Annotated in this window: 20 protein-coding genes; 12 read left to right on the top strand and 8 right to left on the bottom strand. The window is 65.1% G+C overall.

Annotated features, from left to right (window positions below; all coding sequences use genetic code 11):
- Positions 1-168: 168 nt before the first annotated feature.
- Positions 169-669 carry an Lrp/AsnC family transcriptional regulator gene (locus N3C64_RS03990; protein ID WP_260012150.1) on the top strand — a complete coding sequence of 167 codons (501 nt, stop codon included), beginning with the start codon at positions 169-171 and terminating at the stop codon, positions 667-669.
- On the opposite strand, the gene N3C64_RS03985 is transcribed toward N3C64_RS03990, so the two are convergent.
- From N3C64_RS03985 to N3C64_RS03970, 4 genes are all read right to left on the bottom strand, one after another.
- Complete coding sequence (locus N3C64_RS03985; protein ID WP_260012147.1) at positions 670-1,644, bottom strand: Gfo/Idh/MocA family protein; 975 nt, start codon at positions 1,642-1,644, stop codon at positions 670-672. It abuts the gene before it with no gap.
- A gap of 56 nt (positions 1,645-1,700) precedes the next feature.
- Positions 1,701-2,639, bottom strand: a complete 939-nt coding sequence (locus N3C64_RS03980; RefSeq protein ID WP_260012144.1) for an ankyrin repeat domain-containing protein — start codon at positions 2,637-2,639, stop codon at positions 1,701-1,703.
- Between the two features lie 69 nt (positions 2,640-2,708).
- Positions 2,709-3,608, bottom strand: a complete 900-nt coding sequence (gene rpoH / locus N3C64_RS03975; protein WP_260012142.1) for an RNA polymerase sigma factor RpoH — start codon at positions 3,606-3,608, stop codon at positions 2,709-2,711.
- A gap of 151 nt (positions 3,609-3,759) precedes the next feature.
- The gene (locus tag N3C64_RS03970) at positions 3,760-4,809 is read right to left on the bottom strand and encodes an RluA family pseudouridine synthase (RefSeq protein WP_375546101.1); all 1,050 of its coding nucleotides are present in this window, start codon (positions 4,807-4,809) and stop codon (positions 3,760-3,762) included.
- Here N3C64_RS03970 and N3C64_RS03965 point away from each other — a divergent pair.
- On the top strand, positions 4,808-5,119 hold the full coding sequence (locus tag N3C64_RS03965; protein WP_260012137.1) for a DUF6476 family protein: 312 nt from the start codon (positions 4,808-4,810) through the stop codon (positions 5,117-5,119). The genes N3C64_RS03970 and N3C64_RS03965 overlap by 2 nt on opposite strands.
- Positions 5,116-5,535, top strand: coding sequence for an NUDIX hydrolase (locus N3C64_RS03960; protein WP_260012136.1), 420 nt, complete (start codon positions 5,116-5,118; stop codon positions 5,533-5,535). The genes N3C64_RS03965 and N3C64_RS03960 overlap by 4 nt, the downstream gene beginning before the upstream one ends.
- 1 nt (position 5,536) lies before the next feature.
- Here N3C64_RS03960 and N3C64_RS03955 read toward each other — a convergent pair whose 3' ends face one another.
- Positions 5,537-5,782 (bottom strand): accessory factor UbiK family protein, encoded by a 246-nt coding sequence (locus N3C64_RS03955; protein ID WP_233675717.1) that lies wholly within the window; start codon positions 5,780-5,782, stop codon positions 5,537-5,539.
- Positions 5,783-5,898: 116 nt separating this feature from the next.
- Here N3C64_RS03955 and lgt point away from each other — a divergent pair, with 116 nt between their 5' ends.
- From lgt to N3C64_RS03935, 4 genes are all read left to right on the top strand, one after another.
- On the top strand, positions 5,899-6,777 hold the full coding sequence (lgt, locus tag N3C64_RS03950) for a prolipoprotein diacylglyceryl transferase (protein WP_260012130.1): 879 nt from the start codon (positions 5,899-5,901) through the stop codon (positions 6,775-6,777).
- Positions 6,774-7,856, top strand: coding sequence for a class I SAM-dependent methyltransferase (locus N3C64_RS03945; protein ID WP_260012129.1), 1,083 nt, complete (start codon positions 6,774-6,776; stop codon positions 7,854-7,856). The genes lgt and N3C64_RS03945 overlap by 4 nt, the downstream gene beginning before the upstream one ends.
- Before the next feature lie 2 nt (positions 7,857-7,858).
- Positions 7,859-8,620 (top strand): peptidoglycan editing factor PgeF, encoded by a 762-nt coding sequence (pgeF, locus tag N3C64_RS03940; RefSeq protein WP_260012125.1) that lies wholly within the window; start codon positions 7,859-7,861, stop codon positions 8,618-8,620.
- Positions 8,621-8,860: 240 nt separating this feature from the next.
- Positions 8,861-9,646, top strand: coding sequence for a Hint domain-containing protein (locus tag N3C64_RS03935; RefSeq protein ID WP_260012124.1), 786 nt, complete (start codon positions 8,861-8,863; stop codon positions 9,644-9,646).
- Between the two features lie 29 nt (positions 9,647-9,675).
- Here N3C64_RS03935 and N3C64_RS03930 read toward each other — a convergent pair whose 3' ends face one another.
- The gene (locus N3C64_RS03930; RefSeq protein WP_260012122.1) at positions 9,676-11,493 is read right to left on the bottom strand and encodes a M3 family oligoendopeptidase; all 1,818 of its coding nucleotides are present in this window, start codon (positions 11,491-11,493) and stop codon (positions 9,676-9,678) included.
- 229 nt (positions 11,494-11,722) lie between these two features.
- On the opposite strand from N3C64_RS03930, the gene N3C64_RS03925 reads away from it, so the two are divergent.
- The 4 genes from N3C64_RS03925 (at position 11,723) to N3C64_RS03910 (ending at position 15,731) form a co-directional block, all read left to right on the top strand.
- Positions 11,723-13,135: a circularly permuted type 2 ATP-grasp protein gene (locus N3C64_RS03925; RefSeq protein WP_260012120.1), complete on the top strand. Its 1,413-nt coding sequence runs from the start codon at positions 11,723-11,725 to the stop codon at positions 13,133-13,135.
- 73 nt (positions 13,136-13,208) lie between these two features.
- Entirely contained in the window at positions 13,209-14,162 is a 954-nt protein-coding gene (locus tag N3C64_RS03920) for an alpha-E domain-containing protein (protein WP_260012118.1), read from the top strand.
- A complete protein-coding gene (locus N3C64_RS03915; RefSeq protein ID WP_260012116.1) occupies positions 14,159-14,971 on the top strand; it encodes a transglutaminase family protein in 813 nt (270 codons plus the stop codon). Before N3C64_RS03920 ends, N3C64_RS03915 begins: the two co-directional genes overlap by 4 nt.
- A 34-nt stretch (positions 14,972-15,005) precedes the next feature.
- Positions 15,006-15,731, top strand: coding sequence for a proteasome-type protease (locus N3C64_RS03910; protein ID WP_218628490.1), 726 nt, complete (start codon positions 15,006-15,008; stop codon positions 15,729-15,731).
- On the opposite strand, the gene N3C64_RS03905 is transcribed toward N3C64_RS03910, so the two are convergent.
- Positions 15,728-16,675, bottom strand: coding sequence for an alpha/beta fold hydrolase (locus N3C64_RS03905; protein WP_260012113.1), 948 nt, complete (start codon positions 16,673-16,675; stop codon positions 15,728-15,730). The two genes, N3C64_RS03910 and N3C64_RS03905, sit on opposite strands and share 4 nt — an antisense overlap.
- Positions 16,675-16,962: an SCP2 sterol-binding domain-containing protein gene (locus tag N3C64_RS03900; protein ID WP_218628488.1), complete on the bottom strand. Its 288-nt coding sequence runs from the start codon at positions 16,960-16,962 to the stop codon at positions 16,675-16,677. The genes N3C64_RS03905 and N3C64_RS03900 overlap by 1 nt, the downstream gene beginning before the upstream one ends.
- Positions 16,963-17,027: 65 nt before the next feature.
- Between N3C64_RS03900 and N3C64_RS03895 the strand changes: the two genes are divergently transcribed.
- Positions 17,028-17,588: a tetratricopeptide repeat protein gene (locus N3C64_RS03895; protein WP_260012111.1), complete on the top strand. Its 561-nt coding sequence runs from the start codon at positions 17,028-17,030 to the stop codon at positions 17,586-17,588.
- Positions 17,589-17,599 lie beyond the last annotated feature (11 nt).

Genomic DNA, 17,599 nt, shown 5'->3' with positions numbered 1-17,599 from the left:
GCCGGCCTCCTGTCATTCCCCGACCGATATAGTCAGAGCGGAGCGCGGCGGAAACCCCTTCGTTGCGCTTGGGTGACTATGTCAATTGCTCTTGATCTCGCCTGTGCGAAATATTATTGCGCCCATCCCGTCTCGCGAGTAAGTTCGCGCGCAATTGTGGAGGTAACCATGGCCAGTACAAAGCTTGATGAGATCGACCGGAAGATTCTGGCCGAGCTGCAGGCGGACGGCCGGATGACCAACGTCGAACTGGCCAAACGCGTCGGGATCTCGGCGCCGCCCTGCTTGCGCCGTGTCCGCACGCTGGAAGAGGCGGGCTATATTCGCGGTTACCATGCCGATGTGAACCCGCGAGAGCTGGGGTTCGAGGTTCAGGTCTTTGCCATGGTGCGTCTGCAAAGCCAGGCCGAGGCCGACCTGTCGGCTTTCGAGAGCCGCTGCCGCGCCTGGCCGCTCGTGCGTGAGTGCCACATGCTGAATGGCGAGATCGACTTCGTGCTGAAATGCGCCGCGCCCGATCTGAGCACCTTCCAGAGCTTCCTGACCGGGCAGTTGACCGCGGCCGAGAACGTCGCCTCGGTCAAGACCTCGCTGGTGATCCGCTGTGCCAAGGATGAACCCGGCGTGCCCTTCGATGTGCTCGAAGAGCGTCTGGCCAAGCTGGCCTGATCAGGCCTCGGACGCCCGCACCTTGTCGATCATCGACTGCCCCGCGCGCGCGTCTTCAAGCGTCCAGGGGTAGGGCGCGCCCTCGCGGATGTGGCGGGCGAAGTTCTCGACCTGAAGCACGTATTGATTGATGCCGGGATAGCGCAGGACGCGGTCGGGCTCGCCCGTGCGTTGCAGGGTCAGCGCAGCTTCGCCGGCCACACCGGCGTTGAAGGGCACATGCACCCGGATCAGGCCGCGATCGCCCTGAAAGGTGACCTCTTGCCTCGGGTGCAGACGCGTCGAGGTGATGGCAGAGTAGCTGAAGCCGCCCTGCGGGCCGATCATCTCGCCGGTCACCTGCGCAAAGACATCCACGCCATTCTCGCGCCGGATCAGCGCGCGTAGCGCGCCCGGTTCCGCCCGCGCGGCGTAGCGCACCGAGGAATAGGCATAGACGCCGATATCGGGGATCGAGCCGCCCCCTGTTTCCGCCCGGTTGCGAATATTCGCCGGGTCAGGGTTGTTGAAGGAAAACACCACGTCGGCATGGCGCAATTCGCCGATCTGCCCCTCGTCGAGCCACTCGCGCACCTGTTCCCATTGCGGGTGATGCACGATCATATAGGCCTCGGTTGCGAAGAGGCCCGCGGCATCGCGCGCGGCGATCAGCGGGTCGATTTCCTCGGCACGCATGGCGATGGGTTTCTCGCACAGGACATGCTTGCCTGCGGCCAGCGCCTTGAGGCTCCATTCGATGTGGAGCGTGTTGGGCAGGGGAATATAGACGGCCTCGATCTCGGGGTCGGCCAGCAGCGCGTCGTAGCTGTCATGCACCCGCAAGTCGGGGCAGAAGGCGCAGAAGGGCGCGGCTTTCTCGGGCGAGGAGGTGGCAAGTGCGCCGAGCCGTGCGCCGCTTGCGGCATGGATTGCGGGCCCCATATGCTTCAGCGCGAAATTCGACGCCCCCAGGATGCCCCAGTTGATCGGTTTCATGATGCCCCTCCGTTTGCGCTAACGCGGGCACCCTATCCCGAACCGCAGGGCGGGGTCTAGTGGCGGGCAAGCGCCGCGCGCATCAGTGCAAGCGATGCCTCGTAACCTTCGACCACTTCCGCTTCGTAGCGCGCATCGCGGCCATTGGCGCGGCGTTCGGCCAGCGCCATCTCGGCTTGCGCGGCCTTCACGGCGAAACTGCCGATGACCGGGCGCGGGTCGGCGCCGTGTTCAAGCAGCAGGCGCAGCTTGCCGGCCTGATGTCCGGCGGCGATCAGCATATGTTCGGCGCGGGCATAGCCGGGGGCCGCGCGCTCGGCCGGGGCGGCATTCGGATCGGCTCCATGGCGCAGGAGCGCCGCGACCTCGGTGGTGTTGCCCTCGAAGACGGCGCGGTAAAGCGGCGTCCAGCCCCAATGGGTGCGCCCCTCGATCCGCGCGCCGTGCTTTTTCAGCAGCCCGACGATGGTGCAAAGCTCCTTGGGGGTTTCTTCGCCCCAGGGGTAGCCACCCACAAAATGCAGCGGGTTATAGCCCTCGTCGCTGACAAAGCGCGCATCGGCCCCATGCGCCAGCAACGCACCGATGACCTTGGCCGAGCGGTGATTGGCGCTCATGGCCCAGATCAGCGGCGGCATTCCGAAACCGTCCGTCAGGGCGTTCAGGTCGATGCCCGAGGCGAGCAGGTTTGTCAGGGCGGCAAGATCCCCGCTTTCGATTGCATCGCGAAGCTCGTGGTTCGGATCGGCGCTATTGCAGGCCGGGCGCGCCGAGTTGGCGCGCAGCATCTGCACCAGGGCGGCCACGCGCTCCATATTGCCCGATTGCTCGGCCGCGCGGACCTGGGTCAGCCAAAGCTCGGCCCGGTCGGCCGCGGCGTTGCGGGCGATATCTTCGATCACAACCGGCTGCACCGTGCGCGCGCGGGTGGCGGCAGCGGTGGGGCGCAGGGTCGTATGCGGGTGCAAAGCACTATCTTTGCGAATCTTCGTCATGAAATCCTCGGCAAGAAAAACGGGCCGCGATGGCCCGTTTTTGCAGAGTTTCATGGCGCGAATACGGCCTTAAGCGGGTATTGCCATGCCCTTTTCGCGGGCAAGGGTCCGCATCCGGTCCTGCAACTTCTCGAAGGCGCGCACCTCGATCTGGCGAATTCGCTCGCGCGAGACGTCATACTGGCTTGAGAGTTCTTCCAGCGTGACGGGCTCATCGCGCAGGCGGCGCTGCATCAGGATATCGCGCTCGCGCTCGTTCAGAACGTCCATCGCGGCGATCAGCATGGCGCGGCGGGCCTCCAGCTCGTCTGCCTCGGCATAGGCCTCGGCCTGGTCGGCGTCGGTATCCTCAAGCCAGTCCTGCCATTGCGATCCGCCGTCCCCGTCGGTGGCCCCGACCTGCGCATTCAGCGACGCGTCAGAGCCCGACAGGCGGCGGTTCATCGAGATGACCTCTTCCTCGGTCACGTTCAGATCGCGCGCGATCTGGGCCACGTTCTCGGGGCGCAGGTCGCCGTCTTCATAGGCGCCGATCTTCGATTTGGCCTTGCGCAGGTTGAAGAACAGCTTCTTCTGCGCTGAGGTCGTTCCAAGCTTCACCAGCGACCACGAGCGCAGGATATATTCCTGAATCGCAGCGCGGATCCACCACATCGCATAGGTGGCCAGACGGAAGCCCTTTTCCGGGTCGAAACGCTTGACGGCCTGCATCAGGCCCACGTTCGCCTCCGAGATCACCTCGGCTTGCGGCAGGCCATAGCCACGGTAGCCCATGGCGATCTTGGCAGCCAGGCGCAGGTGCGAGGTCACCAGCCGATGTGCGGATTCCGAATCCTGGTGATCGACCCAAGCCTTGGCCAGCATGTATTCCTCCTCGGGTTCGAGGAGCGGAAACTTGCGGATTTCCTGCAGATAGCGGTTCAGGCCCTGTTCAGGACTGGGCGCAGGCAGGTTGGCATAAGTTGTCATTCAGACCTTCTCCCTCATCGACCCCCAAAAGTGGGAACGCTGACGCGCCGTTCAAGTGCTGTTCGGCCGATATCTCAGAGTGCTGAACGCAGAATGAAGCGCTTTCCGTCGTATCGCAACACTAGCTGACGCTTTCGTGAACGCTAACAGCTCAGCCCTTCTGCGCGCCGTTGCGCAGGGCGTCCAGCAGCGCCTCCATGTCGGCGGGCAGGGGGGAGGAGAAGCTCAGCTCCTCGCGCGTGACGGGGTGGATGAAGCCAAGCGTGGCTGCGTGCAGCGCCTGCCGGGGGAAGCTGGAGGCGGCCTGGGCGGCGGCCTCGCCGATCACCTTGGCGGGCAGCTTGCGCTTGCCGCCATAGACCGGATCGCCGATCAGCCCGTGACCCGCATGGGCCAGGTGCACACGGATCTGGTGCGTGCGCCCGGTCTCGAGCCAGCAATCCACCAGTGACGCGGTGCCGGCGAAATCCTCGACCACGCGGGCGCGGGTGACAGCATGGCGGCCGCCGTCGAACAGCACCGCCTGACGCTGGCGGTCGGTCTTGTGGCGCGCAAGCTGCGAGGTGACTTTCAGGATATTCCCGGCCTCAAAGCTGACCCCGCGCGTGCCGCGCAGGCGCGGGTCGGCGGCATTGGGCACGCCATGCACCACGGCCAGGTAATGGCGGTGGACCGAGTGCTTCTCGAACTGTGCGGCAAGCCCGTGATGCGCGCGGTCGGATTTCGCCACAACGAGCAGCCCCGAGGTGTCCTTGTCGATGCGATGCACGATGCCGGGCCGCGCCTCGCCGCCGATACCCGACAGATTGCCGCCGAAATGGTGCAAGAGTGCGTTGACCAGCGTGCCATCCTCAGACCCCGGCGCGGGGTGCACGACCATGCCCGCAGGCTTGTCGATGACGATCAGGTCGTCATCCTCCCACAGCACCTCCAGCGGGATTTCCTGCGCGACGGTCTCGACGGGTTTGGGGGGCTCCAGCGTAATCTCGTAGACATCGCCCACGGCCACCTTGGCCTTCTGGTCGGTGATCGGCGCGCCATTGCGCAGCACCGCACCCTCGGCGATCATCTTCGCCAGGCGCGAGCGCGACAGGGCCGCTTCCTCTGGCACAATGGCGGCAAGCGCCTTATCAAGGCGGTCAGCGGGGGGATTGCCGTCCTCTCCGGCTTCGATCACCAGCTTCAGGATACGTTCTTCCATGTCCGACATGATGCCTTCCGATCAGACCCCGCTGCCCGAGGTCCGCTTTCTCAAAGTTCTGGTGACGGCGCTGACGGCCACGATGATCCTGGGGCTTATAATCATCGTCGCGCTGATTGTCATCCGCATGCCGGACAAGGCGGTGATGCCCGTCCTGCCCGAGACGATCGCGCTGCCCGAGGGTGTCTCGCCCGCCGCCATCACCTTTGCAGGTGAGCGCATCGTGGTGCTGAGCGCCGATGATCGCGTGCTGGTCTATGCGACCGACGGGCGGCTGATTGGCCAAACCGTTCTGGCTGGCGGGCAATGATCGGCATTCCGCGCCTTGGCGTTCTGGCCGTGGTGCTGCGGGGCGACTCGGTCTTGCTGGTGCGCCGCGCCAATCCGCCTGATGCGGGGCTTTGGGGCTTTCCGGGTGGCAAGGTCGATTGGGGCGAGACGGTGGAGGCGGCCGCCCTGCGCGAACTGGCCGAGGAAACCGGCGTCAGCGCGGATCAGGGCCAGATCATCGCCGGCGCCGATGCGATCTCGCACGATGATAGCGGCGCCGTGGCCTTCCACTATCACCTTGTCGCTGTGCAATGCCGCTACCGGGTGGGCGAGCCCGTCGCCGCCGATGACGCGCTTGAGGCGGCATGGGTCGAGGTCGGGCAGGTGCTCGCGCGGCAACTCCCGATGAGCCGCCGCGTCGATGAGGTGCTGCGTCGCGCGCTCGGGCGCGACTGACTTACTTCTCGGCGTTTTCGAGCTTGGCGATGCGGGCCTTGAGGGCCTCGTTCTCCTCGCGCGCCTTCTGGGCCATGGCTTTCACCGCGTCGAATTCCTCGCGGGTGACGAAATCGCGGTCGGCCAGCCAGCGGTCCATCCAGCTTTTCATCGCGGTCTCGGCCTCGGTCTTGGCGCCCTGGGCCACGCCCATGGCGTTGGTCATCAGCTTGGACATCTCGTCAAAGAACTTGTTCGGCGCTTCCATCGGGTCTCTCCGGTCGTATCACGGGGTTTTGCCCTATATGAGCCTGCACGCGCCCAGAGACAAGGTTGACTTCGCCGCGGGGCCGAGGTGTTGTGCGCCCCGACACGAGGAGCGCCATGGCCATTCCCTTCCCAGATATCGACCCGAACGCCTTTGTCATCCCGGGTGTGAACCTGCCGATCCGCTGGTATGCGCTGGCCTATATCGCGGGGCTGGTGCTGGGCTGGCGTATGGTCGTTGGCCTGATGCGGCGCCCCAAGCTGTGGGGCGGGCAGGTGCCGATGCCGCCCGAGCGGGTCGAGGATTTGCTGACCGCCGTGATCGTGGGCGTGGTTCTGGGTGGGCGGCTTGGTTTCGTGCTGTTCTACCAGCCGGGCTATTATTTCAGCAATCCGCTTGAGATCCTGAAGGTCTGGCAGGGCGGCATGTCCTTCCATGGCGGGTTTCTGGGCGTCGTCGTGGCGATCTGGTGGTATTGCCGCCGCAACATGCTGCCGGTTCTGAACATCGCCGATGCCGCCGCGCTGGTCGCGCCGATCGGGCTGTTCCTGGGGCGCATCGCGAACTTCATCAAGCCCGAGCTTTGGGGCCGCCCGACCGACATGCCCTGGGGCGTGATCTTCCCGGTGCCCGAGGCGCAGGCCTGTTACGGCTGGGCCGGGCAGGTCGATGGCCTCTGCGCGCGTCATCCCTCGCAGCTTTACGAGGCTGGGCTTGAGGGGCTTTTGCTCGGCGTCATCCTGTGGGTGATGTTGCAGGCGGGCGCGCTGCGCCGCCCCGGCACGCTCTTTGGTGTCTTCCTGATCGGTTACGGTGCGGCCCGCGCCTTTGTCGAACTGTTCCGCCAGCCCGATGCGCAATTTGCCAGCGTGGACAACCCCTTGGGTTATGCGCTGCAATTCGCGGGCGGAGGGCTGACGATGGGGCAGATCCTGTCGCTGCCGATGATCGTCGTGGGTCTGTGGCTGATCTGGCGCGCGCGGAGCGCGGCATGACCCCGCTGGCCGCGATTCTCGCCCGCAAGATCGCAACCGAGGGGCCGATGCGGCTTGATCACTATATGGCCGAATGCCTGCTGCATCCCGCGCACGGCTATTACGCGACGCGCGATCCCTTCGGGGCGGCGGGCGATTTTATCACCGCGCCCGAAATCTCGCAGATGTTCGGTGAGATGCTGGGCCTGTGCCTCGCGCAGGTCTGGGTCGATCAGGGGCGGCCCGCGCGCTTTATCCTGGCCGAGCCGGGGCCGGGGCGCGGCACCTTGATGGCCGATATGACCCGCGCGATGCGCGCCGTGCCCGGTATGCTCGAGGCCGCCGAGATCCATCTGGTCGAGGCTTCCGCCACCCTGCGCGGTATCCAGCGCGACCGGTTGGCGGGGCTGGACGTGACCTGGCACGAAAGCGTCGAGGAGTTGCCCGAAGGCCCGCTTTATCTCGTCGCCAACGAATTCATTGACGCTCTGCCGATCCGCCAGTTTGAGCGCCACGGCAATGCCTGGGCCGAGCGTCAGGTGGGCCTCGGCCCCGATGGCGCGCTGGTGCCCGGCCTCACCGCGCCGCTGCCGCTGGCTTTGCTGCGCGATCGCATGGCCGATACGGCAGAGGGCGATGTCGTCGAGATCTGCCCCGGCGCTCCGTCCGTGGCCTCGGCCGTCGCGGGGCGCATCGCGGCGCAGGGCGGGGTTGCGATCTTCATCGATTACGGCAACTGGCGCAGCCTTGGCGATACGTTTCAGGCCCTGCGCGCGCACAAGCCCGAAAGCCCCTTCGCCAACCCCGGCGAGGCGGATCTGACCGCCCATGTCGCGTTCGCACCGCTCGCCCATGCCGCGCGCGAAGCGGGCGCTGCCGTCAGCGCGATGACGCCGCAGGGCGTGTTGCTCGAACGTCTCGGCATCACGGCGCGCGCGCAGGGCCTTGCCAGCAAGCTGAGCGGCGCGGCGCTCGAAAGCCATATCGCTGCGCATCGCCGCTTGACCCACCCCGAGGAAATGGGTCACCTGTTCCAAACCCTTGCCATCTATCCCGCTACCGCCCCACTGCCTCCGGGGTTCGATGGGGCCGCTGACTGATCATGCCGACCACGCTTGAAATTCTGACTTCGCCCGCGCTGAACGGTGTCGCGCACGGCTTTTTCACCCGCAAGGGGGGCGCCTCTTCGGGTGTGTTCCAGGGGTTGAATTGCGGCCATGGGTCCAGCGATCTGACGGATGCTGTCAACGTGAACCGCGATCGCGTAGCTGCGGCCATGGGCGTGACGCCCGAGGCGATGGTGGGTGTGCACCAGATCCATTCCGCCGATGTGCTAAGCGTGACAGGCCCGCTCGATGCGCCGGTGCAGGCCGATGCGCTGGTGACGGCGACCCCGGGCGTGCTGCTGACCGTGCTGACCGCCGATTGCCAGCCGGTGCTGTTTGCCGACCGTCAGGCCGGGGTCGTGGGTGCGGCCCATGCGGGCTGGCGTGGCGCACTTGAGGGGGTGCTTGAGGCGACGGTCGAGGCCATGGAGGCCCTCGGGGCGGAGCGCGCGAATATCACGGCGGTCATCGGCCCCTGCATCTCGCAGCGCGCCTATGAAGTTGGCCACGACTTCATGGAAAACTTCCTTGTCGAAGACCCCGATTATGGCCGCTTCTTCTCGGGCGGACCGGCGGGTAAGCCGATGTTCGATCTGCCAGCCTTCGGGTTGCATCGCCTGCGCGAGGCCGGCGTGGGTGAGGCTGAATGGACGCGCCACTGCACCTACTCGGATAGCGAGCGGTTCTACTCCTATCGCCGCACAACCCATGTGGGCGAAGCCGACTATGGCCGCCTGATCTCGACCATCCGGCTGTGATCCGCGATTCGCTGTGAGTGCCTCGAACTGTGGCGAGAATGCGGCGGAATCCGTGTTCGGGGAAACAGTGACGATGCCGGGCGCGGACTGGTCTCGCGGGTCGTCACAATAGCTTCATAAATTTGACGCCAATGCGCCGGCCGCCCATAATTGGTCTGTCTCTCTGCATCCGGTGGGGGCCGTAGCAGATGTGACCAGACCGAAAGGGCTGTTCGCATGTCATATCCTCACCCTCCTGCCATGGGTGTTGCAATCTCTGGCGGGGACCGGTCTGGCCCATCGCACGCGCATCTGCGCGGGCACGTTGGAACTGAGCGGCGGCCTCTGCGCGCGATTCCTCTGACGCGCCGATACGAGGCCGCCTGGCTCACGTCTTCGGGCGAGATTGAGACCTCAAACCGTATTGCGCCCGCCATTCCGCTGTTCGAACACGCCTGTTCCGCGCTTGCGCGTGGCGCTGTCGTACAGACCGCCGCAGGGCCCTGCGCGATCGAGGATCTGATGCCGGGCAGTCAGGTTCTGGTTGCGGGCGGCGAGACCTGCCTGGTCCGCTGGATCGGATCGATGACGCATTTTGCCGCGATGCGGCCGGACTGTAGCGACGGCCGGACCTGCATGACGCGCCTGACCGCCGAGGCCTTGGGCGAGGGGCGCCCGGTCGCCGATCTGGTGCTCGGGCCGGGTGCGCGTATCCGCATGGACAGCGCGCGGGTTCGTCGCATTGCGGACGCGGAGGCGGCCTTTGTGCCCGCCTGCGCGCTGGTGGACGGCATCGGCATCATCGAGGTCGCCCCCGTCGCTCCGATCACCACCTATCACGTCGTTCTGGATCGCCACGCAGCCCTGCGCGTCGCCGGGGTCGAGGTGGAAAGCTATCATCCGGGCGTCGGTCTTGAGCAACTGGTCGATCCGCGGATGCTGGAGCTGTTCGTTGCGCTCTTTCCGCATATCCGCCGGATCGAGGATTTCGGCGAGATGGCCCTGCCGCGCCTTGGTATGAAGGCGATGGCGGCGCTCTGGGAATGAAAACGGGGCCTCGCGGCCCCGTTTCTCGATCAGTCTTCCATCGCTTCCAACTCGTCGATGAAGCCCGCGATCATCGACAGACCCTTGTCCCAGAAGGCCGGGTCTGAGGCGTCGAGCCCGAAGGGCGCCAGCAGCTCCTTGTGGTGCTTCGAGCCGCCCGCCTTGAGCATCTCGAAATACTTCTGCTGGAACTCGGGCAGCCCGTCGGCATAGGCCGCGTAAAGCGCGTTCACCAGCCCGTCGCCGAAGGCATAGGCATAAACGTAGAAGGGCGAATGGACGAAATGCGGGATATAGGACCAGAAGGTCTCATACCCCTCCATGAACTCAAACGCCGGACCGAGGCTTTCGGCCTGCACCGACATCCACAGCGCGTTGATATCGTCGGGCGTCAGTTCGCCCTGCGCGCGGGCGGCGTGCAGTTTGCATTCGAAATCGTAGAAGGCGATCTGGCGCACGACGGTGTTGATCATGTCCTCGACCTTGCCCGCCAGAAGCGTCTTGCGCTCGGCCTTTGTCTTGGCACCGTCGAGCAGCTTGCGGAAGGTCAGCATCTCGCCGAAGACCGAGGCGGTCTCGGCCAGCGTCAGCGGGGTCGAGGCCAGCATCTCGCCCTGACCGGCGGCCAGAACCTGGTGCACGCCATGGCCAAGCTCATGCGCCAAGGTCATCACGTCGCGCGGCTTGCCGAGATAGTTCAGCATCACATAGGGGTGCACCGTGGTCACGGTCGGGTGCGCGAAGGCGCCCGGCGCCTTGCCGGGTTTGACACCCGCGTCGATCCAGCCCTTGTCGAAGAAAGGCTGCGCAAGCTCGGCCATCTGCGGGGCGAAGGCGGCATAGGCCTCAAGCACGGTCGCGCGCGCCTCGTCCCACATGATCTTGCGCGGGGCCTCGGTCGGCAGCGGTGCGTTGCGGTCCCAGACTTGCAGTTTATCGAGGCCAAGCCAGCGCGCCTTCAGCGCATAATAGCGGTGCGACAGGCGCGGATAGGCGGCAACAACGGCGTTGCGCAGCGCCTCGACCACCTCGGGTTCGACATCGTTCGACAGGTGGCGCCCGGTCTGCGGGGTGGGCATCTTGCGCCAGCGGTCCTCGATCTCCTTTTCCTTGGCCAGCGTGTTGTGGACGCGCGCGAAGATCTTGATGTTCTCGCCAAACACGCGGGCCAGTTCGCGCGCGGCGGCCTCGCGCTTGGCGCGGTCGTGATCCGACAGCAGCGTCGTCGTGGCCTCCAGGTTCAGCGTCTCGCCCAGCACCTCGAATTCAAGAGCGGCGGTGGTTTCATCGAAGAGCCGGTTCCAGGCGGCGGCGCCGACGACCGACTGGTCGTGCAGGAATTTCTCCATCTCGTCGGACAGCTGATGGGGCTTCATCGCGCGCATCCGGTCGAAGACGCGCTTGTAGCGGTTGACCAGCGGGTCGTTGAACACCGCCTCATAGCGGGCGTCGTCGATACGGTTGAACTCCAGCGAGAAGAACACCAGCGGCGTGGTGAAGGTGGTGATCTTGTCCTGCGCGTCGGCCATCAGTTTGACGCGCCCGGCATCGGTGGTGTTCTGGTAATAGCGCAGACCGGCATAGGACATCAGCCGCCCGGCGGTGGTTTCGATCGTCTCGTAGCGCGCGATGCATTGCGCCATCTGGGCGGCGTCGAGCGTCGCCAGCTTGCCCTCGTAATCGGCGGCAAAGGCGCCGCAGTCATTCTCAAGCTGCGCCATGTCGCGCGCGAATTCGGGGGCGTCCGGGGCGGGGTAGAGGTCGCTCAGATCCCAATCGGGCAGATCGCCGAACCCCCCGGTGCTGGCGTTCGCATCGAAGACGGGTTGGGGCAGGGGAAATGTCATGGCGGCCTCTTGCTAGGTATAGCCCAAGACATAGGGGCTTGGCCCCGGTGGGGGCAAGGGGCCGGGAGGGCCGAAGTTTCGCCGCGGTCATGGCTGTTCGCTTATTATTTGGGCGCAATCCCAAATTTCAGGCAAAAGCCGTGGGCTTTTCCCTTTCCTTGGCGACATCCGCTTTTACTCGCCCAATCCGCTGCCTAAGATTCGATCAAGGCCGGAGGAATCACGCCCCATGACGAACTATTTCAACGAGATGTATGACGGCGGCAAAGTCCGCGAGCCTTACGCCCGGCTTGAGGGCTGGACCCGCGATATGCCCGCCGAGTTGCGGCAGATGAAGCAGGCCGAGGCTGAGGCCCTGTTTCGCCGTATCGGGATCACCTTCGCGGTCTATGGCGAGGGCGGCGACCCGGACCGCCTGATCCCCTTCGACATGTTTCCGCGCGTCTTCACCCAGCTTGAATGGCGCCGGCTGGAACGTGGTATCAAGCAGCGCGCAAGGGCGCTCAACGCCTTCCTGCTCGATGTTTACGGGCGCGGCGAGATCGTGCGGGCGGGCAAGATCCCGGCGCGACTGGTTTATCAGAACGACGCATTCGAACGCGCCGTGACGGGCTTTACGCCCCCGCGCGGGATCTACAGCCATATCGTCGGCATCGACCTAGTGCGCACAGGGCCGGACGAGTTCTATGTGCTCGAAGACAACTGCCGCACGCCCTCGGGCGTCAGCTACATGCTGGAAAACCGCGAGATCATGATGCGCATGTTCCCGCAGATCTTCCGCGAGAACCGGATCGAGCCGGTCGATGGCTATGCCGATGCGCTGCGCCGCACGCTGGCCTCGGTCGCGCCCGCGAAATGCGAGCGCGAGCCCACCATCGCCATCCTCACACCGGGGCATTACAACTCGGCCTATTACGAGCACAGCTTTCTGGCCGACCTGATGGGGGTCGAACTGGTCGAGGGCGCGGATCTGTTCGTCGAGGGCGGCTTTGTGTGGATGCGCACGACGGAAGGGCCCAAGAAGCTTGACGTGATCTATCGCCGGATCGATGACGCCTACCTTGATCCGCTCTGCTTCCGGCCCGAGTCGATGCTGGGTGTGCCGGGGTTGATGGATGTCTATCGCTCGGGCGGCGTGTCGATCTGCTCGGCGCCGGGTGCGGGCGTGGCGGATGACAAGGCGGTTTACACCTTCGTCCCCGAGATGGTGCGCTTCTACCTGGGCGAAGAGCCGATCTTGCAAAACGTCCCCACCTGGCAATGCGCCAAGGCGGATGAATGCAAATATGTGCTGGAAAACCTTGGCGATCTGGTCGTCAAGGAGGTGCATGGCTCGGGCGGATACGGGATGCTTGTCGGCCCGAAATCGACCAAGGAGCAGATCGAGTCCTTCCGTGCCAAGATCGTCGAAGACCCCGACAATTACATCGCGCAACCGACGCTCGCGCTGTCAACCACGCCGACCTTCGTCGAGGAAGGGATCGCGCCCCGCCACGTCGATCTGCGGCCCTATTGCCTGGTGGGCGAGAAGATCGAGCTGGTGCCAGGCGGGCTGACGCGCGTGGCGCTGACCGAGGGCTCGCTGGTGGTGAACTCGTCGCAAGGCGGCGGTGTCAAGGATACATGGGTGTTGGCCGAATGAGACAGCGCCCCGAAGCGAGCTATCAATACCGTTCCGCACTGCCCGGAACGTCTCATTTCAGCGGAGAGGCGGAATGCTAAGCCGGACTGCGGAAAACCTGTTCTGGATCGCACGCTATATCGAGCGGGCCGAAACCATGGCGCGACTGCTTGAGGTCGGCGCGCGCATCGCGCTGATGCCCTCGGCGGGGCATGGCTATCGCTCGGAATGGGAAAGCCTGTTGCAGGCCTCGGGTACCTCCGAGGGGTTTGCCGCGAAATATGGCGACCCGGTGCAGCGCAACATCGAAAGCTACCTGTTCTTAGACCGCGACAACCCGTCCTCGGTGATTTCCTGCATCGCCAGCGCACGAGAGAACGCCCGTATCGTGCGGACTGCAATGACCAGCCAGGTCTGGGACGCGCTGAACATGGCCTATCAGGAAATCCGGCAACTGGAGCGGATGCCGCGCTCGGAGCTGGAGCTGACCGAACTGACCGAATGGGTGAACCGGCAGGCGGCGCTCGTGCGCGGCACGATGGATGCCACGCTGCTGCGCAATGACGGCTACAGCTTCCTCAACCTCGGTTTCGCGCTGGAGCGCGCCGACAACACCGCGCGCCTGATCGACGTGAAATACTACGTCCTGCTGCCGTCGGTTGATTTCGTGGGCTCGGGGCTCGACAACTACCAGTGGCAGACGCTCTTGCGCGCCTTTTCGGCCACGCGGGCCTTCCACTGGGCTTACGGCGGCGAGGTCACGGCCGCCAAGATCGCCCACTTCCTGATCCTGAACCGGCAGTCGCCGCGCTCGCTGATTTCGGCGGCCGACGCCGCGATGGAGCATCTCGACGCGCTCAGCCAGAATTACAACAAGAGCGGCCCGGCGCAGATGCGCGCTTGCGCGCTGGTAAGTGAGCTGGCCGAAACCCGTGTCGAGGACATCTTCGAAGAGGGCCTGCATGAGTTCCTCACGCGGTTCATCCGCGAGGTCGGAGAGCTGTCCGTAATGGTGCACAACGCCTATCTGAGCGGAGAAGCCAGATGATCCTGACAGTCAACCACGTTACCACCTACCAATACGATGTGCCGATGCGCTCTGCGGTGCAGACGCTGCGCCTCTTCCCGTCGCGCTTCGACGGGCAGCGGATCATCCGTTGGGATGTGTCGGTCGAGGGCGGCATCCGGGGCGGTTCGTTCAAGGACGGTGCGGGCGACAGGATCGAGGGCTGGTCGGTGCGCGGCCCGGTCAGCAAGGTCACGATAACTGCATCGGGACAGGTCGAGACGATCGATCTGGCCGGCGTGCTGCGCGGCCACCGTGAGCAGGTTCCGCCGCTGTCCTACCTGTGCGAGACCACCGCGACCTGGGTCGATGATGCGCTGGAAACCCTTGCCAATGAAGCTGTCCTTGGTGCCGAGGACGATCTGGATCGCGCGCACCGCCTGTCCCGCGCCGTCTCGGCTGCCATCGCCTACAAGCCTGGCGTCACACAAGCCCACACCACCGCCGCCGAGGCGCTGTCGTTGGGCGAGGGAGTCTGCCAGGATCATGCCCATGCGCTGATTGCCGCGGCGCGGGCCGTGGGCCTTCCGGCCCGCTATGTGTCTGGGTACCTCTTTGCCCGCGATGATGGCGAGCCGCACGAAGCCACTCACGCCTGGGCCGAGGTGCATGTGCCGAACATAGGTTGGATCGGCTTTGATCCCGCCAATGCGTGTTGCCCTGACCAGCGGTATATTCGCCTCGGCTCGGGCGCGGATGCGCGGGATGCAGCGCCGATCAAGGGGATTGCCCTCGGTCTTGGCGAAGAGAGTCTTGATGTCGCAGTTGCCTTGGAGGCAACCCAACAATAATCTCGGCCGTCGGCGCGAATCCCCGGGGGAAAGAATGACCTATTGCGTTGGCCTGCTGCTGGATGCGGGCATGGTGCTGCTGAGCGATACCCGCACGAATGCGGGGCTCGATAATATCGCGACCTACCGCAAGATGTTCACCTTCGAGGATCCGGGCGAGCGGGTCATCACCGTGCTGACGGCCGGGTCGCTTTCGGTCACCCAGACCACCATCGCGCGCCTGCGCGAGGCGATCGAGGATGACGATGCGACGGGTGAGACCTCGATCATGCTGGCGCCGAGCATGTTGAAAGTGGCCGAGATCATCGGCAATACGCTGGCCTCGGTCCGCGAGGATATCGACCACAAGATGAACGCAGCGAAAGTCAGCGTCTCGGCCTCGATGATCGTGGCGGGGCAGCGCGCGGGCGGGGCGATGCGGATGTTCCTCGTCTACCCTGAGGGCAATTTCATCGAAGCGACCGAGGACACGCCCTTCCTGCAGATCGGCGAGCATAAATACGGCAAGCCGATCCTCGACCGCGTGGTGACCCCCTCGACCAGCATCGAGGACGCGCAAAAGGCGGTGCTGCTGTCGATGGATTCGACGCTGCGCTCGAACCTGTCGGTGGGGATGCCGCTGGATCTGGCGGTGATCGAGCGCGATGCCTGCCGGGTTTCCTCGCGGCGTCGGATAGAGGCGAAAGACCCTGATTTTGCCCGTATGTCCGAGGCTTGGTCCAGCGCGCTGCGCGAAGGTTTCAGCCAGATCGAGCTCTAAGCAGCGCCCGTGGCCGCGTCGAACAGCGCCAGGCAGCTTGCATAGAAACGCGCGCCGGTTTCGGGCTTATCCATCATGATCTCATGCTGCACGCCGGGGAACATCTCAAGCCGCGCGGCGGGCCAGTCTTTCAGTCGCTGCCGGATCGCCGTGCTGTCCACGACGCGCTCATCCGTGCCAAGGGCGCAGTAGCAGGGCAGGTCGGGCGCGGGCAGTTTCAGCAGCGCCTGACACTCCAGCAACGCCTCGGCGACCCAGTGCAGCGAGGGGCCGCCAAGTGCAAGCGCGGGCACCTCGGCCACCTGCTCGATCAGCTTGGCCCACATCATCGCGTCTGTCGTCAGGAAGTTATTCTGGAACCCGTCGGTCAGCACATAGGTGACTTCGCTGGTTTCGGGTGCGTAGCGCCGCGCGCGCGGGTTGTCGAGCAGCACCCGCGCCAGCGGCAGGGCGATCTGGCGCATCGGCGCGTTCAGCGCGATCCCCAGCATCGGCGCCGACAGGGTGACCGCGGCAAAGGGATGCGGACGGCTGAGGGCGCGCAGCGCGATCGTGCCGCCCATGGAATGCCCAAGCGCGAGCCAGGGGCGGGGCAGATTCAGCGCCTCGGCGGCATGAAGCACGGCGGCGAGGTCGATCTGATACTCGGCGAAACGCTCGACATGGCCCATCATCTGGTCGGCGAGGGGGCGATCCGCCAGCCCTTGCCCGCGCCAGTCAATGGCCAGCACATCGTAGCCCCGCGCGGTGAACTCGGCCGCCGCAAGGCCGTATTTCTCGATATATTCCGTGCGACCGGGAAAGATGAACACCGTCCCGCGCGCCTCTCCCGCCGCAGGCCAGAGCCCAAGGCGGATACGCCGCTCGTCTGCCGTATGCAGCCAGAGGGCGCGCCCCCCTTCAGGACCGCCGGAAATCGCGGCGTGAAAGGGGGCCTCTTCCATCAGCTCAGCGCCGAGCCAAGCTGCATCGCCAGGCCCATCGAGCCGTCGATCTTCAGCTTGCCGGTCATGAAAGCCATGGTCGGGTTGACGTCGCCGCTCAGGATGCCCTTGAAGGTTTCGGCATTGGCGGTCAGCGTCACGTCCGCCTCGTCATCGCCCGCACGCACCCCGTCGGCGTCGATCACGATCGCGCCCTCGTCGGTGATGACGAATTTCGCGGTCGAGGGAAAACCGTTCGGCATCTTCTCTTGCAGCGCGGCAACGGCCTTCTCGATGATTTCGCTCATGAACTCCTCCGAAATGTGAACGCCGGACCTATCGCTTTCTCCGGCGGTTGGGTTACATTTTAGTTATGCGCAGGCCAACAGCCATAAACAAATATGCCGTTGCGGCATTTCTCACGCTGTTTTGCAGCGCCGTTACGGCACATTCCGAGACCACCGGGTTGGAGCGATACTTCGCCGAACTGGCCGATCCAGACTATCCCGGCTGGGCGCGTGCGCAATCGGATATCGAACGGGCCTGGTCGCGTTCGGGCTCTCCGGCGATGGATCTGCTGCTCAAGCGCGGGACCGAGGCGCTCGACGCGGGCGACCTCGACGCCGCGATCGAGCATCTGACCGCCCTGACAGATCACGCGCCGGACTTCCCCGAGGGTTGGAATGCGCGCGCCACGGCGTTCTTTGTCGCAGGTCGCTACGGGCCGGCGCTGTCGGATATCGCGCAGACCCTGCGGCTCGAGCCGCGTCATTGGGGGGCGCTGAATGGCCTGGGCATGATTCTCGACGATATGGAGCAGCCCGAGCGCGCGCTGGCGGCCTATCGCGCCTCTTTCGCCTTGAACCCGCACCAGCAGGATGTGAAAGACGCAATCGACATGCTGGAGAAGGCGCTCGCGGGCGTCGCGCTGTAAGACTGGGCGGG

This window comes from Sedimentimonas flavescens (assembly GCF_025154035.1).
GTDB classification, from domain to species: domain Bacteria; phylum Pseudomonadota; class Alphaproteobacteria; order Rhodobacterales; family Rhodobacteraceae; genus Rhodobacter; species Rhodobacter flavescens.
This window is presented reverse-complemented; position numbering and strand designations above follow the sequence as displayed.